Origin of the sequence: uncultured Kluyvera sp. (assembly GCF_902485085.1) — a bacterium.
Lineage (GTDB): Bacteria > Pseudomonadota > Gammaproteobacteria > Enterobacterales > Enterobacteriaceae > Kluyvera > Kluyvera ascorbata.
On the sequence record NZ_CABTJS010000160.1, the window covers coordinates 1 to 25,320 of the forward strand.

24 protein-coding genes, 1 tRNA gene and 1 pseudogene are annotated in these 25,320 nt (G+C 55.9%); 16 read left to right on the forward strand and 10 right to left on the reverse strand.

Features of this window, described 5'->3' with window-relative positions; translation table 11 throughout:
* Positions 1–19: 19 nt before the first annotated feature.
* Positions 20–96: transfer RNA gene (locus tag RDN66_RS19380), tRNA-Pro, on the forward strand.
* A gap of 439 nt (positions 97–535) precedes the next feature.
* On the opposite strand, the gene hemY is transcribed toward RDN66_RS19380, so the two are convergent.
* Genes hemY through hemC form a run of 4 tightly spaced genes read right to left on the reverse strand, consistent with a single transcriptional unit; the run spans position 536 to position 4,629 of the window.
* On the reverse strand, positions 536–1,732 hold the full coding sequence (gene hemY / locus RDN66_RS19385; RefSeq protein ID WP_202216801.1) for a protoheme IX biogenesis protein HemY: 1,197 nt from the start codon (positions 1,730–1,732) through the stop codon (positions 536–538).
* A gap of 3 nt (positions 1,733–1,735) precedes the next feature.
* A complete protein-coding gene (gene hemX / locus RDN66_RS19390) occupies positions 1,736–2,929 on the reverse strand; it encodes a uroporphyrinogen-III C-methyltransferase (protein WP_202216800.1) in 1,194 nt (397 codons plus the stop codon).
* A gap of 21 nt (positions 2,930–2,950) precedes the next feature.
* Complete coding sequence (gene hemD, locus RDN66_RS19395; protein ID WP_035896457.1) at positions 2,951–3,691, reverse strand: uroporphyrinogen-III synthase; 741 nt, start codon at positions 3,689–3,691, stop codon at positions 2,951–2,953.
* Positions 3,688–4,629, reverse strand: coding sequence for a hydroxymethylbilane synthase (gene hemC / locus RDN66_RS19400; RefSeq protein ID WP_123651774.1), 942 nt, complete (start codon positions 4,627–4,629; stop codon positions 3,688–3,690). The genes hemD and hemC overlap by 4 nt, the downstream gene beginning before the upstream one ends.
* A 417-nt stretch (positions 4,630–5,046) precedes the next feature.
* On the opposite strand from hemC, the gene cyaA reads away from it, so the two are divergent.
* Positions 5,047–7,593, forward strand: coding sequence for a class I adenylate cyclase (gene cyaA / locus RDN66_RS19405; protein ID WP_035896459.1), 2,547 nt, complete (start codon positions 5,047–5,049; stop codon positions 7,591–7,593).
* Positions 7,594–7,690: 97 nt separating this feature from the next.
* On the opposite strand, the gene cyaY is transcribed toward cyaA, so the two are convergent.
* On the reverse strand, positions 7,691–8,011 hold the full coding sequence (gene cyaY / locus RDN66_RS19410; RefSeq protein WP_035896460.1) for an iron donor protein CyaY: 321 nt from the start codon (positions 8,009–8,011) through the stop codon (positions 7,691–7,693).
* Positions 8,012–8,150: 139 nt separating this feature from the next.
* Here cyaY and RDN66_RS19415 point away from each other — a divergent pair, with 139 nt between their 5' ends.
* From RDN66_RS19415 to corA, 8 genes are all read left to right on the forward strand, one after another.
* Positions 8,151–8,354, forward strand: a complete 204-nt coding sequence (locus RDN66_RS19415) for a lipoprotein (RefSeq protein WP_035896461.1) — start codon at positions 8,151–8,153, stop codon at positions 8,352–8,354.
* Between the two features lie 35 nt (positions 8,355–8,389).
* Positions 8,390–9,214, forward strand: a complete 825-nt coding sequence (gene dapF, locus RDN66_RS19420) for a diaminopimelate epimerase (RefSeq protein WP_035896462.1) — start codon at positions 8,390–8,392, stop codon at positions 9,212–9,214.
* Entirely contained in the window at positions 9,211–9,918 is a 708-nt protein-coding gene (locus RDN66_RS19425; protein WP_035896463.1) for a DUF484 domain-containing protein, read from the forward strand. Before dapF ends, RDN66_RS19425 begins: the two co-directional genes overlap by 4 nt.
* Entirely contained in the window at positions 9,915–10,817 is a 903-nt protein-coding gene (xerC, locus tag RDN66_RS19430; protein WP_035896464.1) for a tyrosine recombinase XerC, read from the forward strand. Before RDN66_RS19425 ends, xerC begins: the two co-directional genes overlap by 4 nt.
* Entirely contained in the window at positions 10,817–11,533 is a 717-nt protein-coding gene (gene yigB, locus RDN66_RS19435) for a 5-amino-6-(5-phospho-D-ribitylamino)uracil phosphatase YigB (RefSeq protein ID WP_202216799.1), read from the forward strand. The genes xerC and yigB overlap by 1 nt, the downstream gene beginning before the upstream one ends.
* Before the next feature lie 63 nt (positions 11,534–11,596).
* Positions 11,597–13,759, forward strand: coding sequence for a DNA helicase II (uvrD, locus tag RDN66_RS19440; RefSeq protein ID WP_035896466.1), 2,163 nt, complete (start codon positions 11,597–11,599; stop codon positions 13,757–13,759).
* A 147-nt stretch (positions 13,760–13,906) separates the two neighbouring features.
* Complete coding sequence (gene ysgD, locus RDN66_RS24355) at positions 13,907–13,963, forward strand: YsgD/CorL family protein (RefSeq protein ID WP_368301982.1); 57 nt, start codon at positions 13,907–13,909, stop codon at positions 13,961–13,963.
* 149 nt (positions 13,964–14,112) lie between these two features.
* On the forward strand, positions 14,113–15,063 hold the full coding sequence (gene corA / locus RDN66_RS19445; protein WP_035896467.1) for a magnesium/cobalt transporter CorA: 951 nt from the start codon (positions 14,113–14,115) through the stop codon (positions 15,061–15,063).
* A gap of 89 nt (positions 15,064–15,152) precedes the next feature.
* On the opposite strand, the gene rarD is transcribed toward corA, so the two are convergent.
* Positions 15,153–16,046, reverse strand: a complete 894-nt coding sequence (rarD, locus tag RDN66_RS19450; RefSeq protein WP_202216798.1) for an EamA family transporter RarD — start codon at positions 16,044–16,046, stop codon at positions 15,153–15,155.
* Positions 16,047–16,096: 50 nt separating this feature from the next.
* Entirely contained in the window at positions 16,097–16,564 is a 468-nt protein-coding gene (gene yigI, locus RDN66_RS19455; protein WP_035894400.1) for an acyl-CoA thioesterase YigI, read from the reverse strand.
* 161 nt (positions 16,565–16,725) lie between these two features.
* Between yigI and pldA the strand changes: the two genes are divergently transcribed.
* The 3 genes from pldA to rhtC all read left to right on the forward strand — a co-directional run bounded on the left by pldA (position 16,726) and on the right by rhtC (position 20,244).
* Positions 16,726–17,592 (forward strand): phospholipase A, encoded by an 867-nt coding sequence (gene pldA, locus RDN66_RS19460; protein WP_308538123.1) that lies wholly within the window; start codon positions 16,726–16,728, stop codon positions 17,590–17,592.
* Positions 17,593–17,709: 117 nt separating this feature from the next.
* Complete coding sequence (recQ, locus tag RDN66_RS19465) at positions 17,710–19,539, forward strand: ATP-dependent DNA helicase RecQ (protein WP_202216796.1); 1,830 nt, start codon at positions 17,710–17,712, stop codon at positions 19,537–19,539.
* A gap of 81 nt (positions 19,540–19,620) precedes the next feature.
* Positions 19,621–20,244 carry a threonine export protein RhtC gene (rhtC, locus tag RDN66_RS19470; RefSeq protein ID WP_202216795.1) on the forward strand — a complete coding sequence of 208 codons (624 nt, stop codon included), beginning with the start codon at positions 19,621–19,623 and terminating at the stop codon, positions 20,242–20,244.
* A gap of 45 nt (positions 20,245–20,289) precedes the next feature.
* Here rhtC and RDN66_RS19475 read toward each other — a convergent pair.
* Positions 20,290–20,646: pseudogene (locus RDN66_RS19475) on the reverse strand (Rpn family recombination-promoting nuclease/putative transposase); the annotation flags it as partial.
* 210 nt (positions 20,647–20,856) lie between these two features.
* Complete coding sequence (gene rhtB, locus RDN66_RS19480) at positions 20,857–21,477, reverse strand: homoserine/homoserine lactone efflux protein (RefSeq protein ID WP_202216793.1); 621 nt, start codon at positions 21,475–21,477, stop codon at positions 20,857–20,859.
* Between the two features lie 109 nt (positions 21,478–21,586).
* On the opposite strand from rhtB, the gene pldB reads away from it, so the two are divergent.
* The 3 genes from pldB to RDN66_RS19495 all read left to right on the forward strand — a co-directional run bounded on the left by pldB (position 21,587) and on the right by RDN66_RS19495 (position 24,406).
* Entirely contained in the window at positions 21,587–22,579 is a 993-nt protein-coding gene (gene pldB / locus RDN66_RS19485) for a lysophospholipase L2 (RefSeq protein WP_202216792.1), read from the forward strand.
* Positions 22,580–22,620: 41 nt separating this feature from the next.
* The gene (yigL, locus tag RDN66_RS19490) at positions 22,621–23,421 is read left to right on the forward strand and encodes a sugar/pyridoxal phosphate phosphatase YigL (RefSeq protein WP_308538124.1); all 801 of its coding nucleotides are present in this window, start codon (positions 22,621–22,623) and stop codon (positions 23,419–23,421) included.
* An 85-nt stretch (positions 23,422–23,506) separates the two neighbouring features.
* On the forward strand, positions 23,507–24,406 hold the full coding sequence (locus tag RDN66_RS19495; RefSeq protein ID WP_035894414.1) for a carboxylate/amino acid/amine transporter: 900 nt from the start codon (positions 23,507–23,509) through the stop codon (positions 24,404–24,406).
* Here RDN66_RS19495 and metR read toward each other — a convergent pair.
* On the reverse strand, positions 24,294–25,247 hold the full coding sequence (gene metR / locus RDN66_RS19500; protein WP_035894415.1) for an HTH-type transcriptional regulator MetR: 954 nt from the start codon (positions 25,245–25,247) through the stop codon (positions 24,294–24,296). The genes RDN66_RS19495 and metR overlap by 113 nt on opposite strands.
* Positions 25,248–25,320 lie beyond the last annotated feature (73 nt).

The following is a 25,320-nucleotide window of genomic DNA, read 5'->3' on the forward strand; positions in this document are numbered from 1 at the left end:
AATTCAAAAAGCAGTATTTCGGCGAGTAGCGCAGCTTGGTAGCGCAACTGGTTTGGGACCAGTGGGTCGGAGGTTCGAATCCTCTCTCGCCGACCAATTTTGAACCCCGCTTCGGCGGGGTTTTTTGTTTTCTCTCCTCGCCCCATCTCATCTATTTTTATTACCTCTACAGATTAATCCTGTTGTGAAACAAAGGGGATGTTATCAGTAACTGACTGTGACATAATGCGCCGCGTAGATGCTCATTCCACCTCTTATGTTCGCCTCAGGCCTCATAAACTCAGGAATGACGCAGAGCCGTTTACGGTGCTTATCGTCCACTGACAGATGTCGCTTTTGCCTCATCAGACACCATGGACATTACGTTGAGTGAAGCACCCATTATGTTGTCGAATTAAACCTGTTTAACGCCTGCTCCCAAAAGGAGCAGGCGTTTTTTTATGTCCAGCTTGTAGCCCGGCCAAGCGTAGCGCCGCCGGAGCCGCACAGCGGCCAAAAAAAAGGGGCCATTCGGCCCCTTAATTAGTGCTCTACCTTAGGCAGGCGGGTTATTCTGCAACGTCAGCATCAAGCCATCACGGCGCATTGCTGCGGCTTCTTCCGGCTGCTTCAGACGGTCAAGCGTATCGGCAAGCCACGCATAGTCGAACGCGTCCGGGCGCTGCTTGAGCGCGGCGCGGAACGCCAGGCTCGCTTCCTGCCACTCGCCGTGCTTCATTAGCGACTGCCCCAGCGTACTCCACAGCAGTGGACGATCGCCCACCGTTTTGATCTGCTGGCGCAGCAGTTTTTCCATCTGCTCCGGATTGTTGGTATGCAGACGCGGGATCAACATCACCAGACGATCGTCATACTGGCGCTTCAGCCCATCGATAATGATCTGCTGCGCGGTGTCATGATCGTCACATTCAATCAGGTGATCGGCCATGGCGACCTGCAACGCGACCTGATGGCGGGTTTTGCGGCTCTGGTTTTTCCACCAGTTACGCAGCCCTTCGCTACCCTGATCGGCACGTGCCTGGTCCATCAGGCCAATCCACGCCTGCTGTTCCAGCGCGGCGCGGTGTGCGTCGTCGCCAACGTGGGCTTTCGCCATGGATGGGATGATATCCAGCAGCGAGCTCCAGGCTCCGGTCTGAATATAGGCTTGTTCTGCCAGACGCAGCACTTCCGGGTGACGCGGCGCCACTTCCAGAAGCTTATCAATGCCATGACGCGCCGCGTGGTTTTCGTTGCGGGCAAGCTGCAGACGAACGCGAGTGATTTCAACCGGGATCAGATCGTTGCCCGCGTTCTCAGCCGCACGCTGAAGGTGCTGATTGGCGCGCGCTTCGTCACCACGCTGCTGGGCAGCTTCGGCGGCTAGCAGATAATTCACCACCGGTTGCTCGGCGTGATCGGCATTTTTCGACATCAGCTTCTCAACCTGCTGATAGTCGCCTTCTGCCAGCTTCAGCAGTGCCTGTTCGGTCTGCTTGCGCGCACGACGACGCTTGCGTCCAACGAACCAGCCGCGCGTGTGGGCGCTGGTGCGGAAGATACGGCGCAGAATCCACTCCAGGGCGAACAGCACCACCATTATCAGGATCATGATAATGACTAAGCCGGTTACGCTGGTCTCAATGTTGTAGTTGTCCGTCTGGATAAGCACATAGCCCTGATGGCCTGCGATCATCGGGCCAATCACCACGCCAGCAATTAACAGTGCAAAGAGTAAAAGAACTTTTAGCATCGATTACTCTCCTTGTGCTGGGGCGGGAGCTGGCGCTGGCTGCACGGGAGCAGCAGGTTCCGCTGTCGTGACGGCAGGTTGCGCCATCAGGTTACGCACGCGGGTTTGCATCAGCTTTTCCAGAATCGGCTGGCTTTGCAGCGTTTCCGGGATATTCATGGAGATACTCTGCTGGCTGAGCTTGTCTATCTCATCGAGGAACGTCTTCGTGGCGGCATCGTCGGTATCGTAGTAGGCCCGTACCCAGGTCGAGACGTTATCCAATGCCTGTTTGAAGGTTTCATCCTGGTGACGCGGCACCGCTTGTGATGCGGAAAGTAGCTGGGCGCGGATGTTTTCTCGCAGGTAGATATCCTGATTCGGCGCCAGCAGCGGAACGGCGGTCTCATCGCGGCGGCGAATAGTAATAAAGCTGTCCATAAAGTTCTGCCAGCTTTTTTGCAGATTCACGCGCCATTCGCTGAGCGACGCCGACAGCTCGCTGTCGTCGTTATCCATTGGAGAATCATCGGTATTGTTGTCTGCCAGGCGCAGGTTATCGACCTGGTTGGCGAGCTGATTCACCTTGAGGATGATACCGTCGTAATCCACCTGTGAAACGGCGGAGAGGCTGGCAATATCCTCGGTGATCGCGCGGCGAGCGGCGATTAAGCTTGGGTCGTTCATATCCGCCAGGCTGGCGTCCGCGCTTTTTAGCAGCGCCGCGGCGGTGGTGACATCCTGATCGCTCCACAGCTTGCGTCCGGCCAGCTTCACGAGGAAGTCAGACTGGGCCAGCAGCCAGGTTTTTGAGTCAGTGCCGGAAATAGCCGCCACTTTCTGCTGCATTTCATCCAGCTGTTTTGCCATGTCGGCCTGCTGGGTTTTGGCTTCCTGCAGCTGTTCAGCCTGCTGTTTAAGCGTGGCTTCCAGCGCCTCTTTTTGCGCATCCTGCGTTTTTTGCAGAGCAATCAGCTGATTGGCGAGGGTATCGCTGGTCTGAGTCTGGGTGACGGCCTGCTGTTTGCCCCAGCCGTACAGGCCTATACCTGCCGCCAGCGCGATGGCGATAGCGACGGCGCTAAGCGCCAGACTGGTTTTCCCGCCGTTATTTTTCTTCTCAGCATTTTCCGGCTTACGAGCTTCGGGCTGCGGCGAGGTTTTCACCGCATCTTCGGACTCTTCAACCACGGCGGAGTTTTCTTTTTGTTCCGTCATTATGGCTTCCAATTTTGAGAGTTATTGTAGTGCGCGCAGCAGCGCATCGTTGTCTGCGCCATCGGCAACCTGAATATCCTGCCAGCCCAACTCCTGGGCCAGTTTTGCAATACGCTCACTCACCACCAGTAGCCGACAGGTGAGCAGCCAGCGCTCGCGGTACCAGAGGGGAATCAGCGTCCAGAGTTGTTGCAGCATCTCACCGCTGGTCACCACGAGGGTGTTGACCTCTCTCGACTGCCAGCGCATGGCTTCTTCGGCACCGTCGTAGTGAATAGCGCAGCGTTGATAGCATTCGCAAAGGGTGACATCGGCACCGCGTGCGGTCAGCGTCTCGGCCAGTAGTTCGCGTCCGCCGTTGCCGCGCAGAATCAGCGCCTTCTTGCCCGCAATAGTTTGCAATTCAGGTAATTGTAGCAACACTTCGCTAATTTCCCGATCTAATGGGTAGCGAATATCGAGGCTGCTCACCTGATGGAGCGCCAGCGCCGTGGTACGGCCGATAGCAAAATAACGAGGCGTCGTAGGCCAGTTCAGGTGCTGTTGCTGGAGCTGTGCGTGTGCAAAGCTCACCGCATGCTGCGAAAGGGCGAAGACTAAATCACCTTCCCGCAGCTCGCTCAGCGCGGGTGCCAGCCTGTTCAGCTCGCGCCCGGGCGTGAAATCAATCAGTGGAAAACTCCAGGCTACTCGGCCCTGCGCGCGCAAACGGCTGACTAACTCTTCACCTTGCGGGGAGGGACGGGTAACCAGGATGGTCATACGGCGGCGTCTCCGTCGTAAACGGCGGTAAGAATTGCGCGAGCCCCGTTATCCAGCAGTTCATCCGCGAGCTCAATGCCCATACGCTCGGCATCTTCCGGCTTGCCGCGTCGCTCGCCGCACACCATTTCGCTACCGTCCGGTGCGCCAACCAACGCGCGCAGCCACAGCTCACCGTCGTTAAGCTCGGCGTAGCTGCCGATAGGAACCTGACAACCGCCTTCCAGGCGCGTATTCATAGCGCGCTCTGCGCGAACGCGAATGGCGGTGTCATCGTGGTTTAACGGCGCGAGCAGCGCGCGGGTCTGTTCATCATCCAGACGGCATTCAATGCCGACGGCGCCCTGACCGACGGCCGGAAGCGACTCTTCTGGCGACATCGGCTGACGAATACGATCGTTGAGCTCAAGGCGTTTTAGCCCCGCGACCGCCAGAATAATGGCATCGTACTCACCGTTATCCAGCTTGCTGAGGCGCGTGCCGACGTTGCCGCGCAGCGAGCGGATCACCAGATCCGGACGGCGCTTGGCCAACTGGCACTGGCGGCGCAGGCTGGAGGTGCCGACGATACTGCCTGCCGGGAGGTCATCCATGCAGGCGTAATGATTGGAGACGAAGGCATCGCGCGGGTCGTCTCGTTCGCAGATGGTCACCAGCCCAAGCCCTTCCGGGAACTCAACCGGGACATCTTTCATTGAGTGCACGGCGATGTCCGCACGGTTTTCAAGCAGCGCAAGTTCAAGCTCTTTGACGAACAGCCCTTTACCGCCCACTTTGGCCAGCGGCGTATCGAGGATGATGTCCCCTCGCGTGACCATCGGCACGAGCGTCACCGTAAGCCCTGGATGGCAGGCCATCAGGCGTTCTTGTACATAGTGCGCTTGCCAGAGAGCGAGCGGACTTTGGCGTGTGGCAATTCTCAAAACTTTGTCTAACATGCTTGTTACCGTCGTTATCATCCATTGACCATCCTAACATTGTTGCCCTAATGATGTTAGTTTTCACGGTCTTCGTAAAAATTCTTGCTGGGAATTAAGGGGTATGCACGAAGCGTGCCTTGAGAGCCTGTGAAGGTAAGCATAAACGGGGTTGTGTTTACCGTTCATTACTGGCACTGTCTTGATCGTATGCCGGGGTTTACAGCTGCATTCAATGCTACACTTGTTGTAGTGCAACATTCTTTACGGTCAACCGGCAAGGTGTTAAATTGATCACGTTTTAAACCATTTTTTGTCCAAAATTCGATAATCACAACGGCGGACAAAAAACGGTAACGGTTCTTCTTGTTGAAATATTAAAACCTCCGTACCGCTCTGACAGGATACGTCGAGGTTTTGAACATCAGGCGATATGTCTTGTACCTCTATATTGAGACACTGAAACAGAGACTGGATGCCATCAATCAACTGCGTGTGGATCGCGCGCTTGCTGCCATGGGACCTGCTTTCCAACAGGTTTACAGTCTACTGCCGACATTATTACATTATCATCATCCGCTGATGCCGGGTTACCTCGACGGTAACGTTCCCAAGGGCATCTGCCTCTACACGCCTGATGAAACCCAACGCCATTATCTTGATGAGCTCGAGCTGCATCGCGGCATGCCGCCGCAGACCTCCGCAAAAGGTGAACTGCCGATTACCGGCGTCTACTCTATGGGGAGTACCTCATCGGTAGGCCAGAGCTGCTCTTCCGACCTGGATATCTGGGTCTGCCACCAGTCGTGGCTCGATAATGATGAACGCCAATTGTTACAGCGTAAATGCAGCCTGCTGGAAAGCTGGGCGGCATCGCTCGGCGTTGAAGTCAGCTTCTTCTTGATCGACGAAAACCGCTTCCGTCATAACGAAAGTGGCAGCCTCGGCGGCGAAGACTGCGGTTCAACGCAGCACATTTTACTGCTCGACGAATTTTACCGTACGGCGGTCCGCCTCGCGGGCAAACGTATTCTGTGGAATATGGTGCCGGGCGAAGAAGAAGATCATTACGACGATTACGTGATGACCCTTTATGCCCAGGGCGTACTGACGCCGAACGAATGGCTCGACCTCGGTGGATTGAGCTCGCTCTCCGCCGAAGAGTACTTCGGTGCTAGCCTGTGGCAGCTCTATAAGAGCATCGACTCACCGTATAAAGCGGTGCTGAAAACCCTGCTGCTGGAAGCCTATTCCTGGGAATACCCAAATACGCACCTGCTGGCAAAAGACATTAAACAGCGCCTGCACGACGGCGAGATAGTCTCCTTCGGCCTCGATGCCTACTGCATGATGCTTGAGCGCGTGACCGAGTATCTGAAGGCGATTGAAGATGAAACCCGCCTCGACCTCGTGCGTCGCTGCTTCTATCTGAAAGTGTGCGAAAAGCTCAGCCGTGAGCGCGCCTGCGTTGGCTGGCGTCGTGAAGTGGTTGGCCAACTGGTGAAAGAGTGGGGCTGGAGCGAAGAGCGTCTGGCGATGCTCGATAACCGCGCCAACTGGAAAATCGACCAGGTCCGCGAAGCGCACAACGAACTGCTCGATGCCATGATGCAGAGCTACCGTAACCTTATCCGTTTCGCTCGTCGTAACAACCTGAGCGTTTCCGCCAGCCCGCAGGACATCGGCGTGCTGACGCGTAAGCTGTACGCTGCGTTTGAAGCGCTGCCGGGTAAAGTAACGCTGGTGAACCCGCAGATCTCCCCGGACCTGTCCGAACCAAATCTGACCTTTATCTATGTTCCGCCGGGACGCGCCAACCGTACGGGTTGGTACCTCTACAACCGCGCGCCGAACATGGAGTCCATCGTCAGCCATCAGCCGCTGGAATATAACCGCTATCTGAATAAGCTGGTGGCCTGGGCTTGGTTTAACGGCCTGCTGACCTCGCGTACGCGCCTGTTTATTAAGGGCAACGGTATTGTCGACCTGGCAAAACTGCAGGAGATGGTTGCTGACGTATCGCACCACTTCCCGCTGCGTCTGCCTGCGCCAACGCCGAAAGCGCTCTACAGCCCGTGTGAAATTCGCCATCTGGCGATTATCGTTAACCTCGAATATGACCCGACGGCGGCCTTCCGCAATCAGGTGGTGCATTTCGATTTCCGTAAGCTCGATACCTTCAGCTTTGGTGAAGATCAGAAATGCCTGGTCGGCAGCGTCGACCTGCTGTACCGCAACTCGTGGAACGAAGTGCGTACGCTGCACTTCAACGGCGAGCAGGCAATGATTGAAGCGCTGAAAACCATTCTCGGTAAAATGCACCAGGATGCCGCGCCGCCGGATAGCGTAGAAGTATTCTGCTATAGCCAGCACCTGCGTGGTTTAATCCGTACTCGCGTACAGCAACTAGTGTCTGAGTGCATCGAACTGCGCCTTTCCAGCACCCGTCAGGAAACCGGTCGCTTTAAAGCGCTGCGCGTCTCCGGGCAGACCTGGGGCCTGTTCTTTGAACGTCTGAACGTGTCGGTGCAGAAGCTGGAAAACGCCATTGAGTTCTACGGCGCCATCTCGCACAACAAGCTGCACGGGCTTTCCGTTCAGGTTGAAACTAACCACGTTGAGCTGCCGCAGGTAGTCGACGGTTTTGCGAGCGAAGGGATTATTCAGTTCTTCTTCGAGGAGTCGGGCGAAGATCAGGGCTTCAATATCTATATTCTGGACGAGAGCAACCGCGCAGAGGTGTATCACCACTGTGAGGGTAGCAAAGAAGAGCTGGTGCGTGACGTTAGTCGCTTCTATTCGTCGTCACACGATCGCTTCACCTACGGCTCAAGCTTTATCAACTTCAACCTGCCGCAGTTCTACCAGATTGTGAAGGTAGACGGACGTGCACAGGTGATTCCGTTCCGCAGCCAGGCTATCGTGCCGCCGCCGTCCAATCAGGACAATAACAACGCCCCGTTGTTGCAGCAGTACTTCTCTTAATCATGATGCCGGATGGCGGCTTCGCCTTATCCGGCCTACTCGTTTCGTGCCGTTTGTAGGCCGGATAAGGTGTTTACACCGCCATCCGGCAATTCACCTAGCGGAAGCTCACCTCTTCACCCGCCTGCTGCGTCGCCGCTTGTTCCAGCAAGTCCCAGAAGGTTTCGCCGCTGCGGTCGCAAATCCACTCATCGCCCTTCAGGTCGAAATGGTAGCCACCTTGCTTGGTCGCCAGCCATACCTGGTGCAATGGCTCCTGACGGTTAATAATAATTTTGCTGCCGTTTTCAAAACTGATGGTCAGCACGCCGCCATTGATCTCACAGTCGATATCGCTGTCGCCGTCCCAGTCGTCCAGACGCTCTTCGATGGTCAGCCACAGGGTATCGGCAAGGCGATGAAATTCACTGTCGTTCATTGTTGTTTCCCGTTATTTAGTGATGGCGGCAGTATAGCGTGAAACAAATCACGTTGCAGTCAGGTGCTTAACGCTTGCTTTTGCGCCTCCTCCTGCGATGATAGAAAATAGAAAGCATTGAACTACAGGCATCTTAAGAATGAATAAGATTTTTCGACCGCTGGCAGTGTTACTTGCATTATTTAGCCTTGCAGGCTGCGGCCTGAAGGGCCCGCTCTATTTTCCTCCGGCTGATAAAACGGCGGCCCCGCCGACGCAACCCGTCACTCAACCGATTCAGAGCAGCTCTCCGGATCGTAACGACCGTGGTGATAACGGCGGCCCGACGCAGGTTAATTACTAATATTACCGTTCTGTTCCGCGCAACTGGAGTAGATGATGCAGTTCTCTAAAATGCATGGCCTCGGCAACGATTTCATGGTCGTCGACGCGGTAACGCAGAATGTCTTTTTCTCGCCCGAGCTTATCCGCCGACTGGCGGACAGGCATCTTGGCGTGGGTTTCGATCAGCTGTTGGTCGTGGAGCCGCCTTATGACCCCGACCTGGATTTTCACTACCGCATCTTCAACGCCGACGGCAGCGAAGTCTCCCAGTGCGGTAACGGCGCTCGCTGCTTCGCTCGCTTTGTGCGCCTGAAAGGGTTGACCAACAAGCGCGATATCCGCGTGAGCACCGCCAATGGCCGTATGGTCTTAAGCGTGACTGATGATGAACTGGTTCGCGTGAACATGGGTGAACCGAACTTCGAGCCGTCTCAGGTGCCGTTCCGCGCGAACAAAGCGGAAAAGACCTATATCATGCGTGCTGCTGAGCAGACAGTATTGTGCGGCGTGGTCTCGATGGGGAATCCACACTGTGTGATTCAGGTTGATGATGTCGACACTGCCCCGGTGGAAACGCTAGGTCCGGTGATGGAAAGTCATGAACGTTTTCCAGAACGCGCTAACATTGGTTTTATGCAGGTAGTGAAGCGGGAGCACATCCGTCTGCGCGTTTACGAACGCGGTGCCGGTGAAACTCAGGCCTGCGGCAGCGGCGCATGTGCGGCGGTTGCCGTTGGCATCCAGCAGGGCTTGTTGGCGGAAGAGGTGCGCGTGGAACTGCCGGGCGGGCGACTTGATATCGCCTGGAAAGGCCCGGGCCAACCGTTGTTTATGACTGGCCCGGCGGCACATGTCTATGACGGATTTATTCACTTATGAAACACGTCGGGGAAGAACAGCAGGACGCTATCACCACGCTGAATGATGGCGCGGTTGTGGATTATCTGTTGCAACATCCTGAATTCTTTATACGTAATGCCGCTGTCGTTGAGCAAATGCGCGTCCCGCATCCGGTGCGGGGCATGGTGTCTCTGGTTGAGTGGCACATGGCGCGTTCGCGCAACTACATTGCCATGCTGGAAGAGAACATGAGCCAGCTGATGGAACAGGCGACGGCGAACGAAAGCCTGTTTTATCGCCTGCTGCATCTGCAAAACCGACTGGCCTGCGCGGAAAGCCTGGACGATCTCCTGCTGCGCTTCCACCGCTGGGCGCGCGAGTTGGGGCTGGCGGGCGCATCGCTGCGCCTGTTCTCTGACCGCTGGCGTCTTGGCGCCCCTTCCAGACATACCGATCTGGTGCTTTCCCGTCAGGCCTTTGAGCCGCTGCGCATTCAACGCTTAGGCCAGGGCAACCACTATCTCGGCACCCTTAACGGCCCCGAGTTGCTGGTGGTGCTTCCTGAAGCGAAAGCCGTCGGTTCAGTGGCGATGTCAATGATGGGCAGCGACGGCGATTTAGGCGTGATTCTCTTTAGCAGCCGCGACCCGCACCACTATCAGCCGGGACAGGGCACACAGCTGCTGCAGGAAATTGCCCTGATGCTGCCGGGTCTGCTGGAACGCTGGATCGAGCGCGTATGACCGGCACCGGGCTAGGGCAAGCCGTTACCCGCTTTCTGCGCTATCTGGGCGTAGAACGCCAGCTTAGCCCAATCACACTCCTCAACTACCAGCGTCAGCTTGATGCCATTATTGAACTGGCCGAAGGAATGGGCCTGCAGAATTGGCAACAATGTGATGCTGCGATGGTGCGCAGCTTTGCGACCCGCAGCCGCCGCAAAGGGCTAGGCGCCGCAAGCCTGGCGCTACGCCTGTCGGCGTTGCGCAGCTTCTTTGACTGGATGGTGGGTCAGGGCGAGCTTCCAGCGAACCCGGCAAAAGGCATCGCCGCGCCGAAAGCACCGCGCCATCTGCCAAAAAATATCGACGTCGATGACGTTAATCGCCTGCTGGATATCGATCTCAATGACCCGCTGGCGGTGCGCGACCGCGCCATGCTGGAGGTGATGTACGGCGCGGGGCTACGTCTTTCTGAACTGGTAAATCTGGATATTAAACATCTGGATCTCGATACCGGCGAAGTGTGGGTGATGGGTAAAGGCAGCAAAGAGCGCCGCTTGCCGATTGGCCGCAATGCCGTGACGTGGATTGAGCACTGGCTCGACCTGCGCGGGCTGTTTGGCAGCGACGAGGACGCGCTGTTTCTCTCGAAGCTCGGCAAGCGTATTTCGGCGCGTAATGTGCAAAAGCGTTTTGCTGAATGGGGCATTAAGCAGGGGCTGAACAGCCACGTGAATCCCCACAAGCTGCGCCACTCGTTTGCCACCCACATGCTTGAGTCGAGCGGTGACCTGCGCGGCGTGCAGGAACTGCTGGGCCACGCCAATCTATCGACCACCCAAATCTATACCCACCTTGATTTTCAACACCTTGCCTCGGTGTACGATGCGGCGCATCCGCGCGCCAAACGGGAGAAATAATGCGTTTTTATCGGCCGTTGGGCGCTATTGCCGCGCTGACGTTTGACCTTGATGACACTCTTTATGATAACCGCCCGGTGATTGACCGGACGATGCAGGAGTCGGTGGCCTTTGTGCGCGGCTACCATCCGGCGCTGGCAAACTTCGATGCTCGTACGTTACAGCAGTGGCGCGACGAGCTGTTAAAGACAGATCCTGAAATCTACCATGACGTCACTGAGTGGCGCTGGCGTGCGCTGGAGTCCGGTATGCGTCAGCTTGGACTGACAGCTCAGGAAGCCAAAGCCGGAGCCGACGAGGCGATGGCGAACTTCGCCCAGTGGCGCAGCCGGATTGACGTACCGCAGGAAACCCACGACACGTTGGCGAAACTAGGCCAAAAATGGCCGCTGGTGGCGATCACCAATGGTAATGCCCAGCCGGAGCTGTTCGGCCTGAGCGACTACTTCCAGTTTGTGCTGCGTGCTGGCCCAGACGGACGTTCGAAGCCATTCGCCGATATGTACCATCTGGCAGCAGACAAGCTCAATGTGCCGCTCGGCGAGATCCTGCACGTGGGCGATGACCTGACCACCGACGTGGCGGGTGCCATTCGCTGTGGCATGCAAGCCTGCTGGATCAAACCGGAAAATGCCGACCTGATGCAAACCGCGGACAGCCGTTTGTTGCCGCATGTCGAGATTTCCCGGTTGGCATCTCTGACCTCGCTGATATAATCATCAGCAACTCTGTATAAATTCCCAGTGTATTTCTGGGACTCTTTTTTTCCGGCGGTGCCAATGGACGTTTCTTACCTGCTCGACAGCCTCAACGATAAACAGCGCGAAGCCGTCGCGGCGGAGCGGACCAATATGCTGGTGCTCGCCGGGGCAGGTAGCGGCAAGACGCGCGTGCTGGTGCATCGCATTGCCTGGCTGCAAAGCGTCGAGAACTGCTCGCCGTATTCCATCATGGCCGTCACCTTTACCAACAAAGCGGCGGCAGAGATGCGCCACCGTATCGCTGAGCTGATGGGCACCTCGCAGGGCGGCATGTGGGTCGGTACCTTCCACGGGCTGGCGCACCGTCTGCTGCGTGCGCACCACCTGGATGCTAATCTGCCGCAGGATTTCCAGATCCTCGATAGCGAAGACCAGCTTCGCCTGCTCAAGCGCCTGATCAAAGCGATGAACCTTGACGAGAAGCAGTGGCCGCCACGCCAGGCGATGTGGTTTATCAACAGCCAGAAAGACGAAGGGCTGCGTCCGCATCACCTGCAAAGCTACGGTAACCCGGTTGAACAGACCTGGCAGAAGGTTTATCAAGCCTATCAGGAAGCGTGCGACCGTGCGGGACTGGTGGACTTTGCCGAGCTGCTGTTGCGCGCCCATGAGCTGTGGCTTAACAAGCCGCATATCCTCCAGCACTATCGCGAACGCTTTACTAATATCCTGGTGGATGAATTCCAGGATACCAACAACATCCAGTACGCGTGGATCCGCCTGCTGGCGGGCGACACCGGTAAGGTGATGATCGTTGGCGATGACGACCAGTCGATTTACGGCTGGCGCGGGGCGCAGGTGGAGAACATCCAGCGCTTCCTCAACGATTTCCCGGGCGCAGAAACTATCCGTCTGGAACAGAACTACCGTTCAACCAGCAACATCCTCAGTGCGGCGAACGCCCTGATTGAAAACAACAACGGGCGTCTGGGCAAAAAGCTGTGGACCGACGGCGCCGACGGCGAACCGATTTCACTCTACTGCGCGTTTAACGAACTCGATGAAGCGCGCTTTGTGGTGAACCGCATCAAGACCTGGCAGGACAACGGCGGCGCGCTGACGCAATGCGCCATCCTCTATCGCAGCAACGCCCAATCGCGCGTGCTGGAAGAGGCGCTGCTGCAGGCCAGCATGCCGTACCGTATCTACGGCGGTATGCGCTTCTTCGAACGCCAGGAAATCAAAGACGCGCTCTCGTATCTGCGTCTTATTGCCAACCGTAACGATGACGCGGCGTTTGAACGCGTGGTGAATACGCCAACTCGCGGCATCGGCGATCGCACACTCGACGTGGTGCGTCAGACCTCGCGTGACCGCCAGCTGACGCTGTGGCAGGCCTGCCGCGAACTGCTGCAGGAGAAAGCCCTTGCCGGTCGCGCAGCGAGCGCCTTACAGCGTTTTATGGAGTTGATTGACGCGCTGGCGCAGGAAACGGCCGATATGCCACTGCACGTGCAGACCGACCGCGTGGTGAAGGACTCCGGTCTGCGCATGATGTACGAACAGGAAAAAGGCGAGAAGGGCCAGACGCGAATCGAGAACTTAGACGAACTGGTGACGGCAACGCGCCAGTTCAGCTACAACGAAGAAGATGAAGATTTAATGCCGCTGCAGGCGTTCCTCTCCCACGCGGCGCTAGAAGCCGGTGATGGTCAGGCCGACACCTGGCAGGACGCGGTACAGCTGATGACCCTGCACTCGGCGAAAGGCCTGGAGTTCCCGCAGGTGTTTATCGTCGGCATGGAAGAAGGCATGTTCCCGAGCCAGATGTCGCTGGATGAAGGCGGTCGCCTGGAAGAAGAGCGCCGTCTGGCCTACGTTGGCGTCACCCGCGCAATGCAAAAACTGACGCTGACCTACGCCGAAACGCGCCGCCTGTACGGCAAAGAGGTGTATCACCGTCCGTCGCGCTTTATCGGCGAACTGCCGGAAGCCTGCGTGGAAGAGGTTCGTCTGCGCGCCACGGTCAGCCGTCCGGTGAGCCATCAGCGAATGGGCACGCCAATGGCGGAGAACGATACTGGCTATAAACTCGGCCAGCGCGTACGTCACGCGAAGTTTGGTGAAGGGACTATCGTCAACCTGGAAGGCAGCGGTGAACATAGCCGTTTGCAGGTGGCGTTTCAGGGGCAAGGAATTAAATGGCTGGTGGCAGCCTACGCCAGACTAGAAATGGTATAACTTTCAGAAAAATATCATTATTTTGTAACCATATGCTAGCCTTACTGAACAGAAGGTAATTAATCCCGGTTAGCGTTTCGTTGCGTGTTGACGGCGTTTTTTTGCTGGCGTAACATGCGCGCACGATTACGCTAAGAGGACAAAGCCTTGGACACACCCAGTAGATGCTGGCTCACCTTCCTGTCATTCAGGAACAACTCCTAAGGCTATCCTCTTATGCTGATAGCCTTAGCGGTTGTCAGCGACTCGTATTTCCCGTCGCATTGAGTCAGGCTGTTTAATGGTCTGAAACCCCTGTAGTTTCTGTGTGCCCACCGGCTGTCCGATAATTTTTTGCATTGGGAGTCCCGGTCATGCTGAGCGCATTTCAACTGGAAAACAATCGTTTAACGCGTCTTGAGGCGGATGAGATTGATCATCTTGCCAGCTCGGTCTGGGTTGATTTAGTCGAGCCTGACGACGACGAACGAAACCGTGTGCAAAAGGATTTGGGCCAGAACCTGGCCACGCGCCCTGAACTGGAAGACATCGAAGCATCCGCACGTTTTTTTGAAGACGAAGACGGCCTGCATATTCACTCCTTCTTCTTTTATGAAGATGCGGACGATCACGCGGGTAACTCCACCGTGGCATTCACCATCCGCGAAGGGCGTCTGTTTACCCTGCGTGAACGTGAGCTGCCGGCATTCCGCCTTTACCGCATGCGTGCGCGTAATCAGGAGATGGCGGACGGTAACGCCTACGAGCTGCTGCTCGACCTGTTTGAAACCAAAATCGAACAGCTGGCGGATGAAATCGAAAACATCTACAGCGATCTCGAAAAGCTGAGCCGCGTCATTATGGAAGGACATCAGGGCGACGAGTACGACGAAGCGCTCTCGACGCTGGCTGAACTGGAAGATATCGGCTGGAAGGTACGCCTGTGTCTGATGGATACCCAGCGCGCGTTGAACTTCCTCGTGCGTAAGGCGCGTCTGCCAGCGAATCAGCTTGAGCAGGCGCGAGAAATCCTGCGAGATATCGAATCTCTGCTGCCGCACAACGAATCGCTGTTCCAGAAGGTTAACTTCCTGATGCAGGCGGCGATGGGCTTTATCAACATTGAGCAGAACCGCATCATCAAGATCTTCTCGGTGGTTTCCGTGGTCTTCCTACCGCCGACGCTGGTGGCTTCCAGCTATGGTATGAACTTTGAGTTTATGCCGGAGCTGAGATGGAGTTTTGGTTACCCTGGGGCGATTATCTTTATGATTCTGGCGGGGCTTGCGCCGTATCTGTACTTTAAGCGCAAGAACTGGCTGTAATGGATGTGCCGGATGGCGCTTCGCTTATCCGGCTTACAGCAGCACATCAATGTAGGCCGGATGAGGCGCAGCCGCCATCCGGCATTGCTTTAGCTCCGACGTCCCCGTCTTTGCGTATACAGCGCATCCATCACGAATATCGCCAGCGCGACCCAAATAAACGCAAAGGTCACCATCTTATCCGCACCAGGCACTTCACCGTAGAACGTTACCGCCAGCAGGAACATCAGCGTAGGGCCGATGTACTGGAAGAAGCCCAGCGTTGACAGACGCAGGCGCGTTGCCGCACCGGTAAAGCACAGCAATGGGATAGTCGTCACGACGCCTGCGGCAATCAGCAGCAGATTCAGCGACCATGAGTTGCTACCCATGTGGCTGGTGGCGCTATCGGCGATGCCGAACAGATAAATCGCGGCCACGGGAAGCAGCCAGAGCGTCTCAAACAGCATGCCTGTCTGTGCATCGACGGCAATTTTCTTACGCACCAGCCCGTAGAAGGCAAAGCTAAACGCCAGCCCCAGCGCAATGATTGGCAGCGAGCCAAAGGTCCAGAGCTGTACCAGAACGCCGCAAATCGCCAGCGCAACGGCTAACCACTGCATCCGACGAAAACGCTCGCCGAGGAAAATCATCCCCAACAGAATATTCACCAACGGGTTGATGAAGTAGCCGAGGCTCGCCTCCAGCATATGGTGGTTATTGACCGACCAGATAAACAGCAGCCAGTTGCCGCCGATTAATACTGCCGATAGCGCGAGCAGGAAGATCTTCTTTGGGGTCTTCAGCAGCGTTTTGACCTGCGCCCACTGGCGGCTAATACTGATGAGCGCCACCATAAAGAAAAATGACCAGATAACACGGTGGGTCAGGATTTCATCGGCTGGAACGTAGTAAATCAGCTTGAAGTAGGCTGGAGCGATGCCCCAGATGAAATAGGCGGCAAGGGCCAGAAGCACGCCTTGTCGCGTTTGTTTGGGATCCATGTGAAACATCCATTTCGAAAAAGTAACGCAATTTTACGCGATTCTGACGGTTATCCCACCATATAAGTCGCCGTGGCGCTGGCGATATGCGTTTTCTCTTCGTTGTGCAATTCAACGCGGGCAACGGCAACCTTATTGCCTGCGCGCAGCAGCGTGCTGGAAGCGGTAAAGCGCGTGCCGCGCCCTGGGCGAAGATAGTCGACGCGCAGGTCGATGGTGCCCATTTTTGATAGCCGCTGTCTCAGCTCATCTTCATTGATGGTGTCATGGCGTGCCAGCGTGCTGCCCACACATACCAGGCCTGCCGCGACGTCCAGCGCCGAGGCGATCACCCCGCCGTGTAGGATACTTTGCGCCCAGTTGCCGACCATCATTGGCTGGTTGTTGAAACTCAGCTGTGCGAACGCTTTCTCATAGACCTCTAGCTCCAGATTCAGCGCCCGGTTGAACGGCATGTGGTAGACAAAAATTTCGCCAACCAGCTTGAGTGCGGCTTCCGCGGTGAGTTCTGCAGACATAGTAACCTTACATTTCATTGTTAATAAAATGTTGATTTTATGCCTATTGGATGTTGATTTCTACTTTCGGAAAGGTTTGATGAGCAAGAGCCGCATAAACGGGTAGAATATGTGTCAATTTATTATCCATTATTTATATATATCTCAGGGGAAGTTGATTGATGCGGATCTCACTAAGTGGGCTGCTGGCGCTGCTACTGCCTGTCGCGGCGCTGGCGCAGGAAGCGACAATTAAAGAAGTACATGATGTACCCGCGGTGCGCGGCAGTATTATCGCCAACCTCCTACAAGAGCATGATAATCCGTTCACGCTTTATCCCTACGAAAGCAACTATCTGCTCTACACCTGGACCAGCGACCTTAATAAAGAGGCGATTCGAACCTATGATTGGGCTGAGAATGCGCGGAAAGACGAGGTGAAATTCCAGCTTAGCCTGGCGTTCCCGCTGTGGCGCGGCATTTTGGGTGATAACTCGGTGCTGGCCGCCTCATATACTCAGCGCTCCTGGTGGCAGATGTCCAACAGCGACGAGTCGGCGCCATTTCGTGAGACCAACTATGAGCCGCAGCTCTTTCTCGGCTTTGCCACCGACTACCGCTTCGCCGGCTGGACGCTTCGTGATGTGGAAGTGGGCTACAACCACGATTCTAACGGCCGCTCGGACCCAACTTCCCGTAGCTGGAACCGTCTGTACACGCGCTTAATGGCGCAGAACGGCAATTGGCTGGTTGAAGTGAAGCCCTGGTACGTGATTGGCGATACCGACGATAACCCGGATATCACCAAATATATGGGCTACTACCGGCTGAAAATCGGCTATCAGCTGGGCGATGCCGTGCTCAGCGCGCAGGGGCAATATAACTGGAACACGGGCTACGGCGGCGCTGAGCTTGGCATTAGCTATCCTATCAGTAAGCACGTTCGCCTCTATACTCAGGTGTATAGTGGATACGGCGAATCGCTTATCGACTATAACTTTAACCAGACTCGCGTTGGGGTCGGGGTGATGCTTAACGATCTGTTTTAAGAGCAATTCCTGCGGTTTGTTGCGAGCATGGCCGAAGGAATTCGTCTAAAACGTTGCAGTTTGGCACGCGGGCGCTGAAAATAGCGCCTGTTTTTATTTAACGGTAATGGGGTCAATGTGGCACAGGCGGAAGTTTTAAATCAGGAATCGCTGGCTAAACAGGTTTTGCAAGAGACCTTTGGCTACCAGCAGTTCCGTCCTGGCCAGGAAACCATTATCGATACCGTGCTGGAAGGGCGCGACTGCCTGGTCGTGATGCCAACCGGCGGCGGCAAATCGCTGTGCTATCAAATTCCTGCGCTGGTGCTTAACGGCCTGACGGTGGTGGTTTCACCGCTGATCTCGCTGATGAAGGACCAGGTCGATCAACTGCTGGCGAACGGCGTGGCGGCGGCTTGTATCAACTCCACCCAGACTCGTGAGCAACAGCAAGAGGTGATGGCCGGCTGCCGTACCGGACAGATTCGCCTGCTCTATATCGCACCGGAACGCCTGATGCTGGATAACTTCCTTGAGCATCTGGCGCACTGGAATCCGGCGATGCTGGCGGTCGATGAAGCGCACTGTATCTCGCAGTGGGGACATGATTTCCGCCCGGAATATGCCGCCCTGGGTCAACTGCGTCAGCGTTTCCCTGCGCTGCCGTTTATGGCGCTGACGGCTACCGCCGACGACACCACGCGTAGCGATATTGTCCGTTTGCTGGGGCTGAACGATCCGTTTATCCAAATTAGCAGTTTCGACCGCCCGAATATTCGCTACATGCTGATGGAGAAGTTTAAGCCCATCGACCAATTGATGCGCTACGTGCAGGAGCAGCGCGGTAAATCCGGCATTATTTACTGTAATAGCCGTGCGAAGGTGGAAGACACCGCAGCCCGTTTGCAGAGCCGTGGCATCAGCGCGGGGGCTTATCACGCCGGGCTTGAAAACAACGTGCGCGCCGACGTGCAGGAGAAATTCCAGCGCGACGACCTGCAAATTGTCGTCGCTACCGTGGCTTTCGGGATGGGTATCAACAAGCCCAACGTTCGTTTCGTGGTGCACTTCGACATTCCGCGCAATATCGAATCCTACTATCAGGAGACCGGTCGTGCTGGCCGAGACGGCCTGCCGGCGGAAGCGATGCTGTTTTACGACCCGGCAGATATGGCGTGGCTGCGCCGCTGTCTGGAAGAAAAACCTGAGGGCATGTTGCAGGATATTGAACGGCATAAGCTCAACGCGATGGGGGCGTTTGCTGAAGCGCAGACCTGCCGTCGCCTGGTGCTGCTCAACTATTTCGGCGAAGGTCGCCAGGAGCCGTGCGGTAACTGCGATATCTGCCTCGACCCGCCTAAACAGTACGACGGCGTGCAGGATGCGCAGATTGCGCTCTCAACCATTGGCCGGGTTAACCAGCGCTTTGGGATGGGCTATGTCGTTGAGGTGATTCGCGGTGCGAACAGCCAGCGTATTCGCGAGTTCGGACACGATAAACTGAAAGTCTATGGCATGGGGCGCGACAAAAGTCATGAACATTGGGTGAGCGTCATTCGCCAGCTTATCCACTTAGGTTTTGTCACCCAGAATATCGCCCAACATTCTGCGCTACAGCTTACCGACGCATCCCGCCCGGTGCTGCGAGGCGAAGCGCCGTTGCAGCTTGCCGTACCGCGTATCGTGGCGCTGAAGCCGCGCGTGATGCAGAAAGCGGCGGTAGGCAATTACGACAAGCAGCTGTTTGCCAAGCTGCGCAAGTTGCGTAAAGCCATTGCCGATGAAGAAAATATCCCACCTTATGTGGTATTTAACGACGCGACGCTGATTGAAATGGCAGAACAGATGCCTATCTCTCCGAGCGATATGCTCAGCGTCAACGGCGTCGGCACGCGTAAGCTCGAGCGTTTTGGCCGCGAGTTTCTGGCGCTTATCCGCGCTCACGTCGACGGCGACGATGAGGAGTAGTCAGTTCGTGGAAAAAGTGCAAAGATAGTTACTCACTGTACTAATTTCCGCGAATTTATCGCCCCGTTTGGTAGGTCTATCATGATTACGCTGTTTCTGACCGTCGCGCTGGTGCACATCATTGCTTTGATGAGCCCGGGGCCGGACTTCTTTTTTGTCTCCCAGACTGCCGTTAGCCGCTCGCGCAAAGAGGCGATGATGGGCGTACTGGGGATCACCTGTGGCGTGATGGTCTGGGCTGGCGTTGCGCTGCTCGGTCTGCACCTGATTATTGAAAAAATGGCGTGGCTGCACACCATCATTATGGTCGGCGGCGGTCTGTACCTGTGTTGGATGGGCTACCAGATGCTGCGCGGGGCGCTGAAGAAAGAGAAAGTCGATTCAGCCGAAGAACCGCAGGTTGAACTGGCTCAGGGCGGGCGCAGCTTTATGAAAGGCCTGCTGACTAACCTTGCCAACCCAAAAGCGATTATCTACTTTGGCTCGGTGTTCTCGCTGTTTGTTGGCGATAACGTCGGCGCGGCCGAGCGCTGGGGGATCTTCCTGTTGATTATCCTTGAAACACTGGCCTGGTTTACCGTGGTGGCGAGTCTGTTTGCGCTACCCGCTATGCGTCGCGGCTACCAGCGTGCGGCGAAGTGGATTGATGGCGTGGCGGGCACGTTATTTGCGGGCTTCGGCATTCACCTGATTATTTCGCGCTAAGTGATTGGCCCACTCGTTGTTGTCATCGAGTGGGCTATGCGGTGTTTAGTGGCGGAGTTGCTGGAGTTCATCATGGGAAAGTCCGGTGATCTCAGTGATGATGTCGCTATCAAGACCCCTCGCCAGCATTGCTTGTGCGACATTCTGCAATGTGGCAAGTTTACCTTCCTGAATACCTTGTTGAATCCCTTCCTGGCGGCCAATCAATTTTAACTGTTCTGCCATGGTCATAAGCTTTTCTCCATGCTGCGGCACGCGCTGTGCCAATCCATACAATGGTTTTTGAACATCCTGGGCTTGTCCGGCCTGCATCAGGTAGTTTACCAGTACGGTTATTTGTTGTCCGCTGGTGTGTCCCAGAATAAACAAACTGGCTAGCTTGTCCTGTAGCAGCGCCGTATCAGCGCAGGAAAGGAAGGTTTTAAAGACCGCATCATGCGGTGTGGCTGTCTCCGTCATCGTTTATCATCCGTGAATGAAAAGTCTGGCGGCATTCTGTCACTGAGCCTATTTGTCGCTTAGCGATAATTCGAGCTCTCTTTCCGGGATGCGTAACCGCTCGCGCGATTTTGTCAGCGAGTTATCCCCGCGACAAAATTTTGTGCGCCGGATTCATGCATGGCGAGCCGATGCCAGCAGCGCCCCTACCAGCATAAACAGCGAACCAAACACCTTATTCAGTGCCTTCATCTGCTTCGGCCCTTTAATCCACGCCGAGATCCGCTGCGCGAGCGTGGCATAGCCAATCATCACGATGATATCGACAACGATAGTCGTCACCCCAAGAATCAGGTACTGCATAATCTGCGGCTGATGGGGCACGATAAACTGTGGGAATAGCGCGGCCAGAAACACAATGCTTTTTGGATTGGTGAGGTTGACGAATACCGCGCGCTGAAACAGCTTGCCGCAGCTTTGCGTCTTCGCCAGCGTTTTCAGGTCGATGGAGCCTGCGGCGCGCCATTGCTGAATACCAAGCCAGATAAGGTATGCGGCACCCGCCCATTTCAGCACCTCAAAGGCCAGCAGGGAGCGCGAGAAGAGTGTCCCGAGGCCTACGCCAACCAGCACGATGTGTATCGCCAGGCCGGTTTGAAGACCGGCAATCGATGCTGCTGCTCCGCGATAGCCATGGTTAATCGAGGTGGTCATCGTGTTGATCGCCCCTGAGCCCGGAGAAAGGCTAAGAATTATGGATGTGAGCAGGTAGGCGAACCACCATTCGAAGGTCATGAGAAACTCCCTGATTGTCTGTTTTTATGCCACAATACGCTATTGTCCAGACGTTGTGTTATGCGTCAAAAAAAAATGATTTTCAGCGGTTAGCAGGGGTGGAAGCCCGATGTTTCGACAGCAAAAGGATTGGAATACAAGAGAAAACGCGTTTGCTGCCTTTACGACCGGCCCGCTGATGGATTTCTGGCGGGGGCGAGAGGAAGCAGAGTTTATCGGCGTTGATAGCGTTCCGGTACGGTTCGTGCGGTTCAGTTCGCCTGCGCATGACAGCGTGATTGTGGTCTGCCCCGGGCGAATTGAAAGCTACGTAAAGTATGCCGAACTGGCGTACGATCTTTTCCATAGCGGCTTTGATGTACTGATTATCGACCACCGTGGCCAAGGACGTTCCGGACGTATGTTGTCCGATACCCATCGCGGCCACGTGGCGAAATTCAGCGACTATGTCGACGATCTGGCTGCATTCTGGCAGCAACAGGTGCTGCCGGGACACTGTCGGCGGCGGTTTATCCTCGCTCACTCTATGGGCGGGGCTATCGCGACGCAGTTTTTGCAGCGTAATCCGCAAGGCTGTGACGCCATCGCGCTTTGTGCGCCGATGTTCGGTATTATTATGCGCCTGCCGGAATGGGTAGTCAGGCCACTTCTCGATTGGGCTGAGGGCCATCAGCGTCTTCGGGAAGGTTATGCAATGGGAACAGGCCGATGGCATGCCTTGCCATTTGGTATTAATGTCCTGACCCATAGCCGCGAACGCTATCGGCGTAACGTTCGTTTTTATGCCGATGAACCCCGGTTGCGCGTGGGCGGCCCCACGTATCACTGGGTCAGAGAAGGTATCCTGGCAGGGGAGCAAATCCTCGCCGGTGCTGCAAAAGAGACGTTTCCTGTTCTGCTGATTCAGGCGGAGGAAGAACGCGTCGTTGATAATCGCATGCACGATCGTTATTGCGAGCTTCGCGCCGAAGCGGGCCATCCTTGTGATGGCGGTAAGCCGCTTGTCATACAGGGCGCCTATCATGAGATCCTTTTTGAAAAGGACGCTATGCGCTCAGTCGCACTCACTGCCATCGTCGATTTTTTCCATCGACATCGTTAATTCGGCGCCAGCGCCGCACTGTTTAGAGGTTAAATTCGAATATGTACCAGGTTGTTGCGTCTGATTTAGATGGCACCTTACTCTCCCCTGACCACCACTTAACGCCGTATGCGAAAGAAACGCTGAAGCTGCTCACCGAGCGCGGCCTGAATTTTGTTTTCGCGACCGGCCGCCACTACATCGATGTGGGCCAGATTCGCGATAATCTGGGGATCAAATCCTACATGATCACCTCCAACGGCGCGCGCGTACACGACGCTGACGGAAAACAGGTCTTCGCCCATAACCTCGATCGCGATATCGCCGCCGATCTCTTCGGCATCGTGAATACGAATCCGGACATCGTCACCAACGTTTATCGTGAAGACGAATGGTTTATGAACCGCCACCGCCCGGAAGAGATGCGTTTCTTCAAAGAAGCGGTCTTCAACTACACCCTATATGAACCAGGTATGCTGGAGCCGGAAGGGGTCAGCAAGGTGTTCTTCACCTGCAACGACCACGAAACGCTGCTGCCTTTGGAACAGGCAATTAACGCGCGCTGGGGCGATCGCGTCAACGTCAGCTTCTCCACGCTCACCTGTCTGGAAGTGATGGCGGGCGGCGTGTCGAAAGGTCATGCGCTGGAAGCGGTGGCGAAAGCGATGGGCTATACCCTGAAAGACTGCATCGCCTTTGGCGATGGGATGAACGACGCTGAAATGCTGTCGATGGCGGGGAAAGGCTGCATTATGGGAGGCGCGCACCAGCGTCTGAAAGACCTGCATCCGGAGCTTGAAGTGATCGGCTCTAACGCCGATGACGCAGTCCCGCACTTCCTGCGTGACATGTATCTGCGTTAATTATCAACAACTGACTATTTAGTGGTCAGTTGTCAACCAGCAACTCCGCTACAATGAATGCTCATCTTCCTATGAGACATTCATTGTGGCGCTCCTGATTATTACCACGATTCTGTGGGCTTTCTCTTTTAGCTTCTACGGCGAGTACCTTGCCGGGCACGTCGACAGCTACTTTGCGGTGCTGGTGCGCGTAGGCCTGGCGGCGCTGGTCTTTCTGCCGTTTCTGCGCACCCGCGGGCACAGCCTGAAAACCGTTGGTTTGTACATGCTGGTGGGCGCAATGCAGCTTGGCATCATGTACATGCTGAGCTTCCATGCTTATCTCTACCTCACCGTGTCTGAATTGTTGCTGTTTACCGTCCTCACGCCGCTCTACATCACGCTGATTTATGACCTGATGAGCGGCCGCCGCCTGCGCTGGAGCTACGCGTTTAGCGCGCTGCTGGCGGTGATCGGCGCGGGGATTATTCGCTATGACCATATCACCAATCATTTCTGGACGGGGCTTATCCTGGTGCAGCTTTCCAATATCGTCTTTGCGATTGGCATGGTGGGCTATAAGCGACTGATGGAAACCCGACCGATGCCGCAGCATAACGCCTTTGCCTGGTTCTACCTTGGGGCGTTTCTGGTGGCGACGGTGGCCTGGATGCTGCTCGGCAACGCGCAGAAAATGCCGCAGACTCTCCCGCAGTGGGGGATTCTGGTGTTCCTCGGCGTGGTGGCTTCAGGGATTGGTTACTTTATGTGGAACTACGGTGCCACGCAGGTGGATGCAGGCACCTTAGGGATTATGAACAATATGCATGTCCCGGCAGGACTGCTGGTGAACCTGGCTATCTGGCATCAACAGCCTCACTGGCCAAGCTTCCTTACAGGGGCTGCGGTGATACTGGCCTCACTGTGGGTGCATCGCCATTGGGTCGCTCCGCGTTCTTCACGAACGGCAGATGATCGCAAGCGTGGTTCCGCGCTGAGCGAATAAACGCATCCGTCACCGGCTGACGCTGCTCGCCATCACGCACGGCGGCGTACAGTCGGCTCCACAGCCCTTCGCCCAGGGTTTTGGTCACAATCAGACCCTGGCGCTCGAAACTCTCCACCACCCAGTGCGGCAGGGCGGCAATGCCCATCCGCGCAGCAACCATCTGCACCAACAGCAACGTGTTATCAACGCTTTTCAGCTGCGGGCTTATGCCAGCAGGCTGCAGGAAATGACGCCAGATATCCAGACGCTGGCGCTGTACTGGGTAAATCAGCAGCGTTTCTGATGCCAAATCTTCCGGCGTAATGCGTGCTTTGGTTGCCAGCGGGTGATCCGGCGACAGGACCAGTCGCACTTCAAAATCAAACATCGGCGAATAGTGCAGGCCGCTGCGCGGCAGGATGTCAGAGGTGAGCACCACATCCAGCTCGCCCTGTTGGAGGGCAGGCTGCGGGTCGAAGGTCACGCCGGACTTAAAGTCCATTTCAACCTGCGGCCACTGCTTACGGAAATTCTCCAGCGCAGGGGTCAGCCACTGAATACAGCTATGACATTCGATGGCGATGCGAAGGGTAGTCTGCTGCGGCTCATGGCACGCCTGCAGCGCTTGGGCTATCTGCGGCAGCACCTGGTTCGCCAGCTGCAGCAGGATTTCACCCTGCGGGGTAAAGCGCAGCGGCTGGCTTTTACGTACGAATAGCCGGAAGCCAAGGCGCTGTTCCAGATCGCTGAACTGGTGAGACAGGGCGGATTGGGTCTGATGCAGCGTCGCCGCCGCGGCTGCCAGAGAACCACTGTTCCGCAACGCCTGGAGCGTTTTCAGATGTTTAATTTCGATCATGAAAGTCCTTCACTTCGGCATGAACAATTTGCGCTTGAGGATTATACAGTACATTCACATTATGGATGTGTAA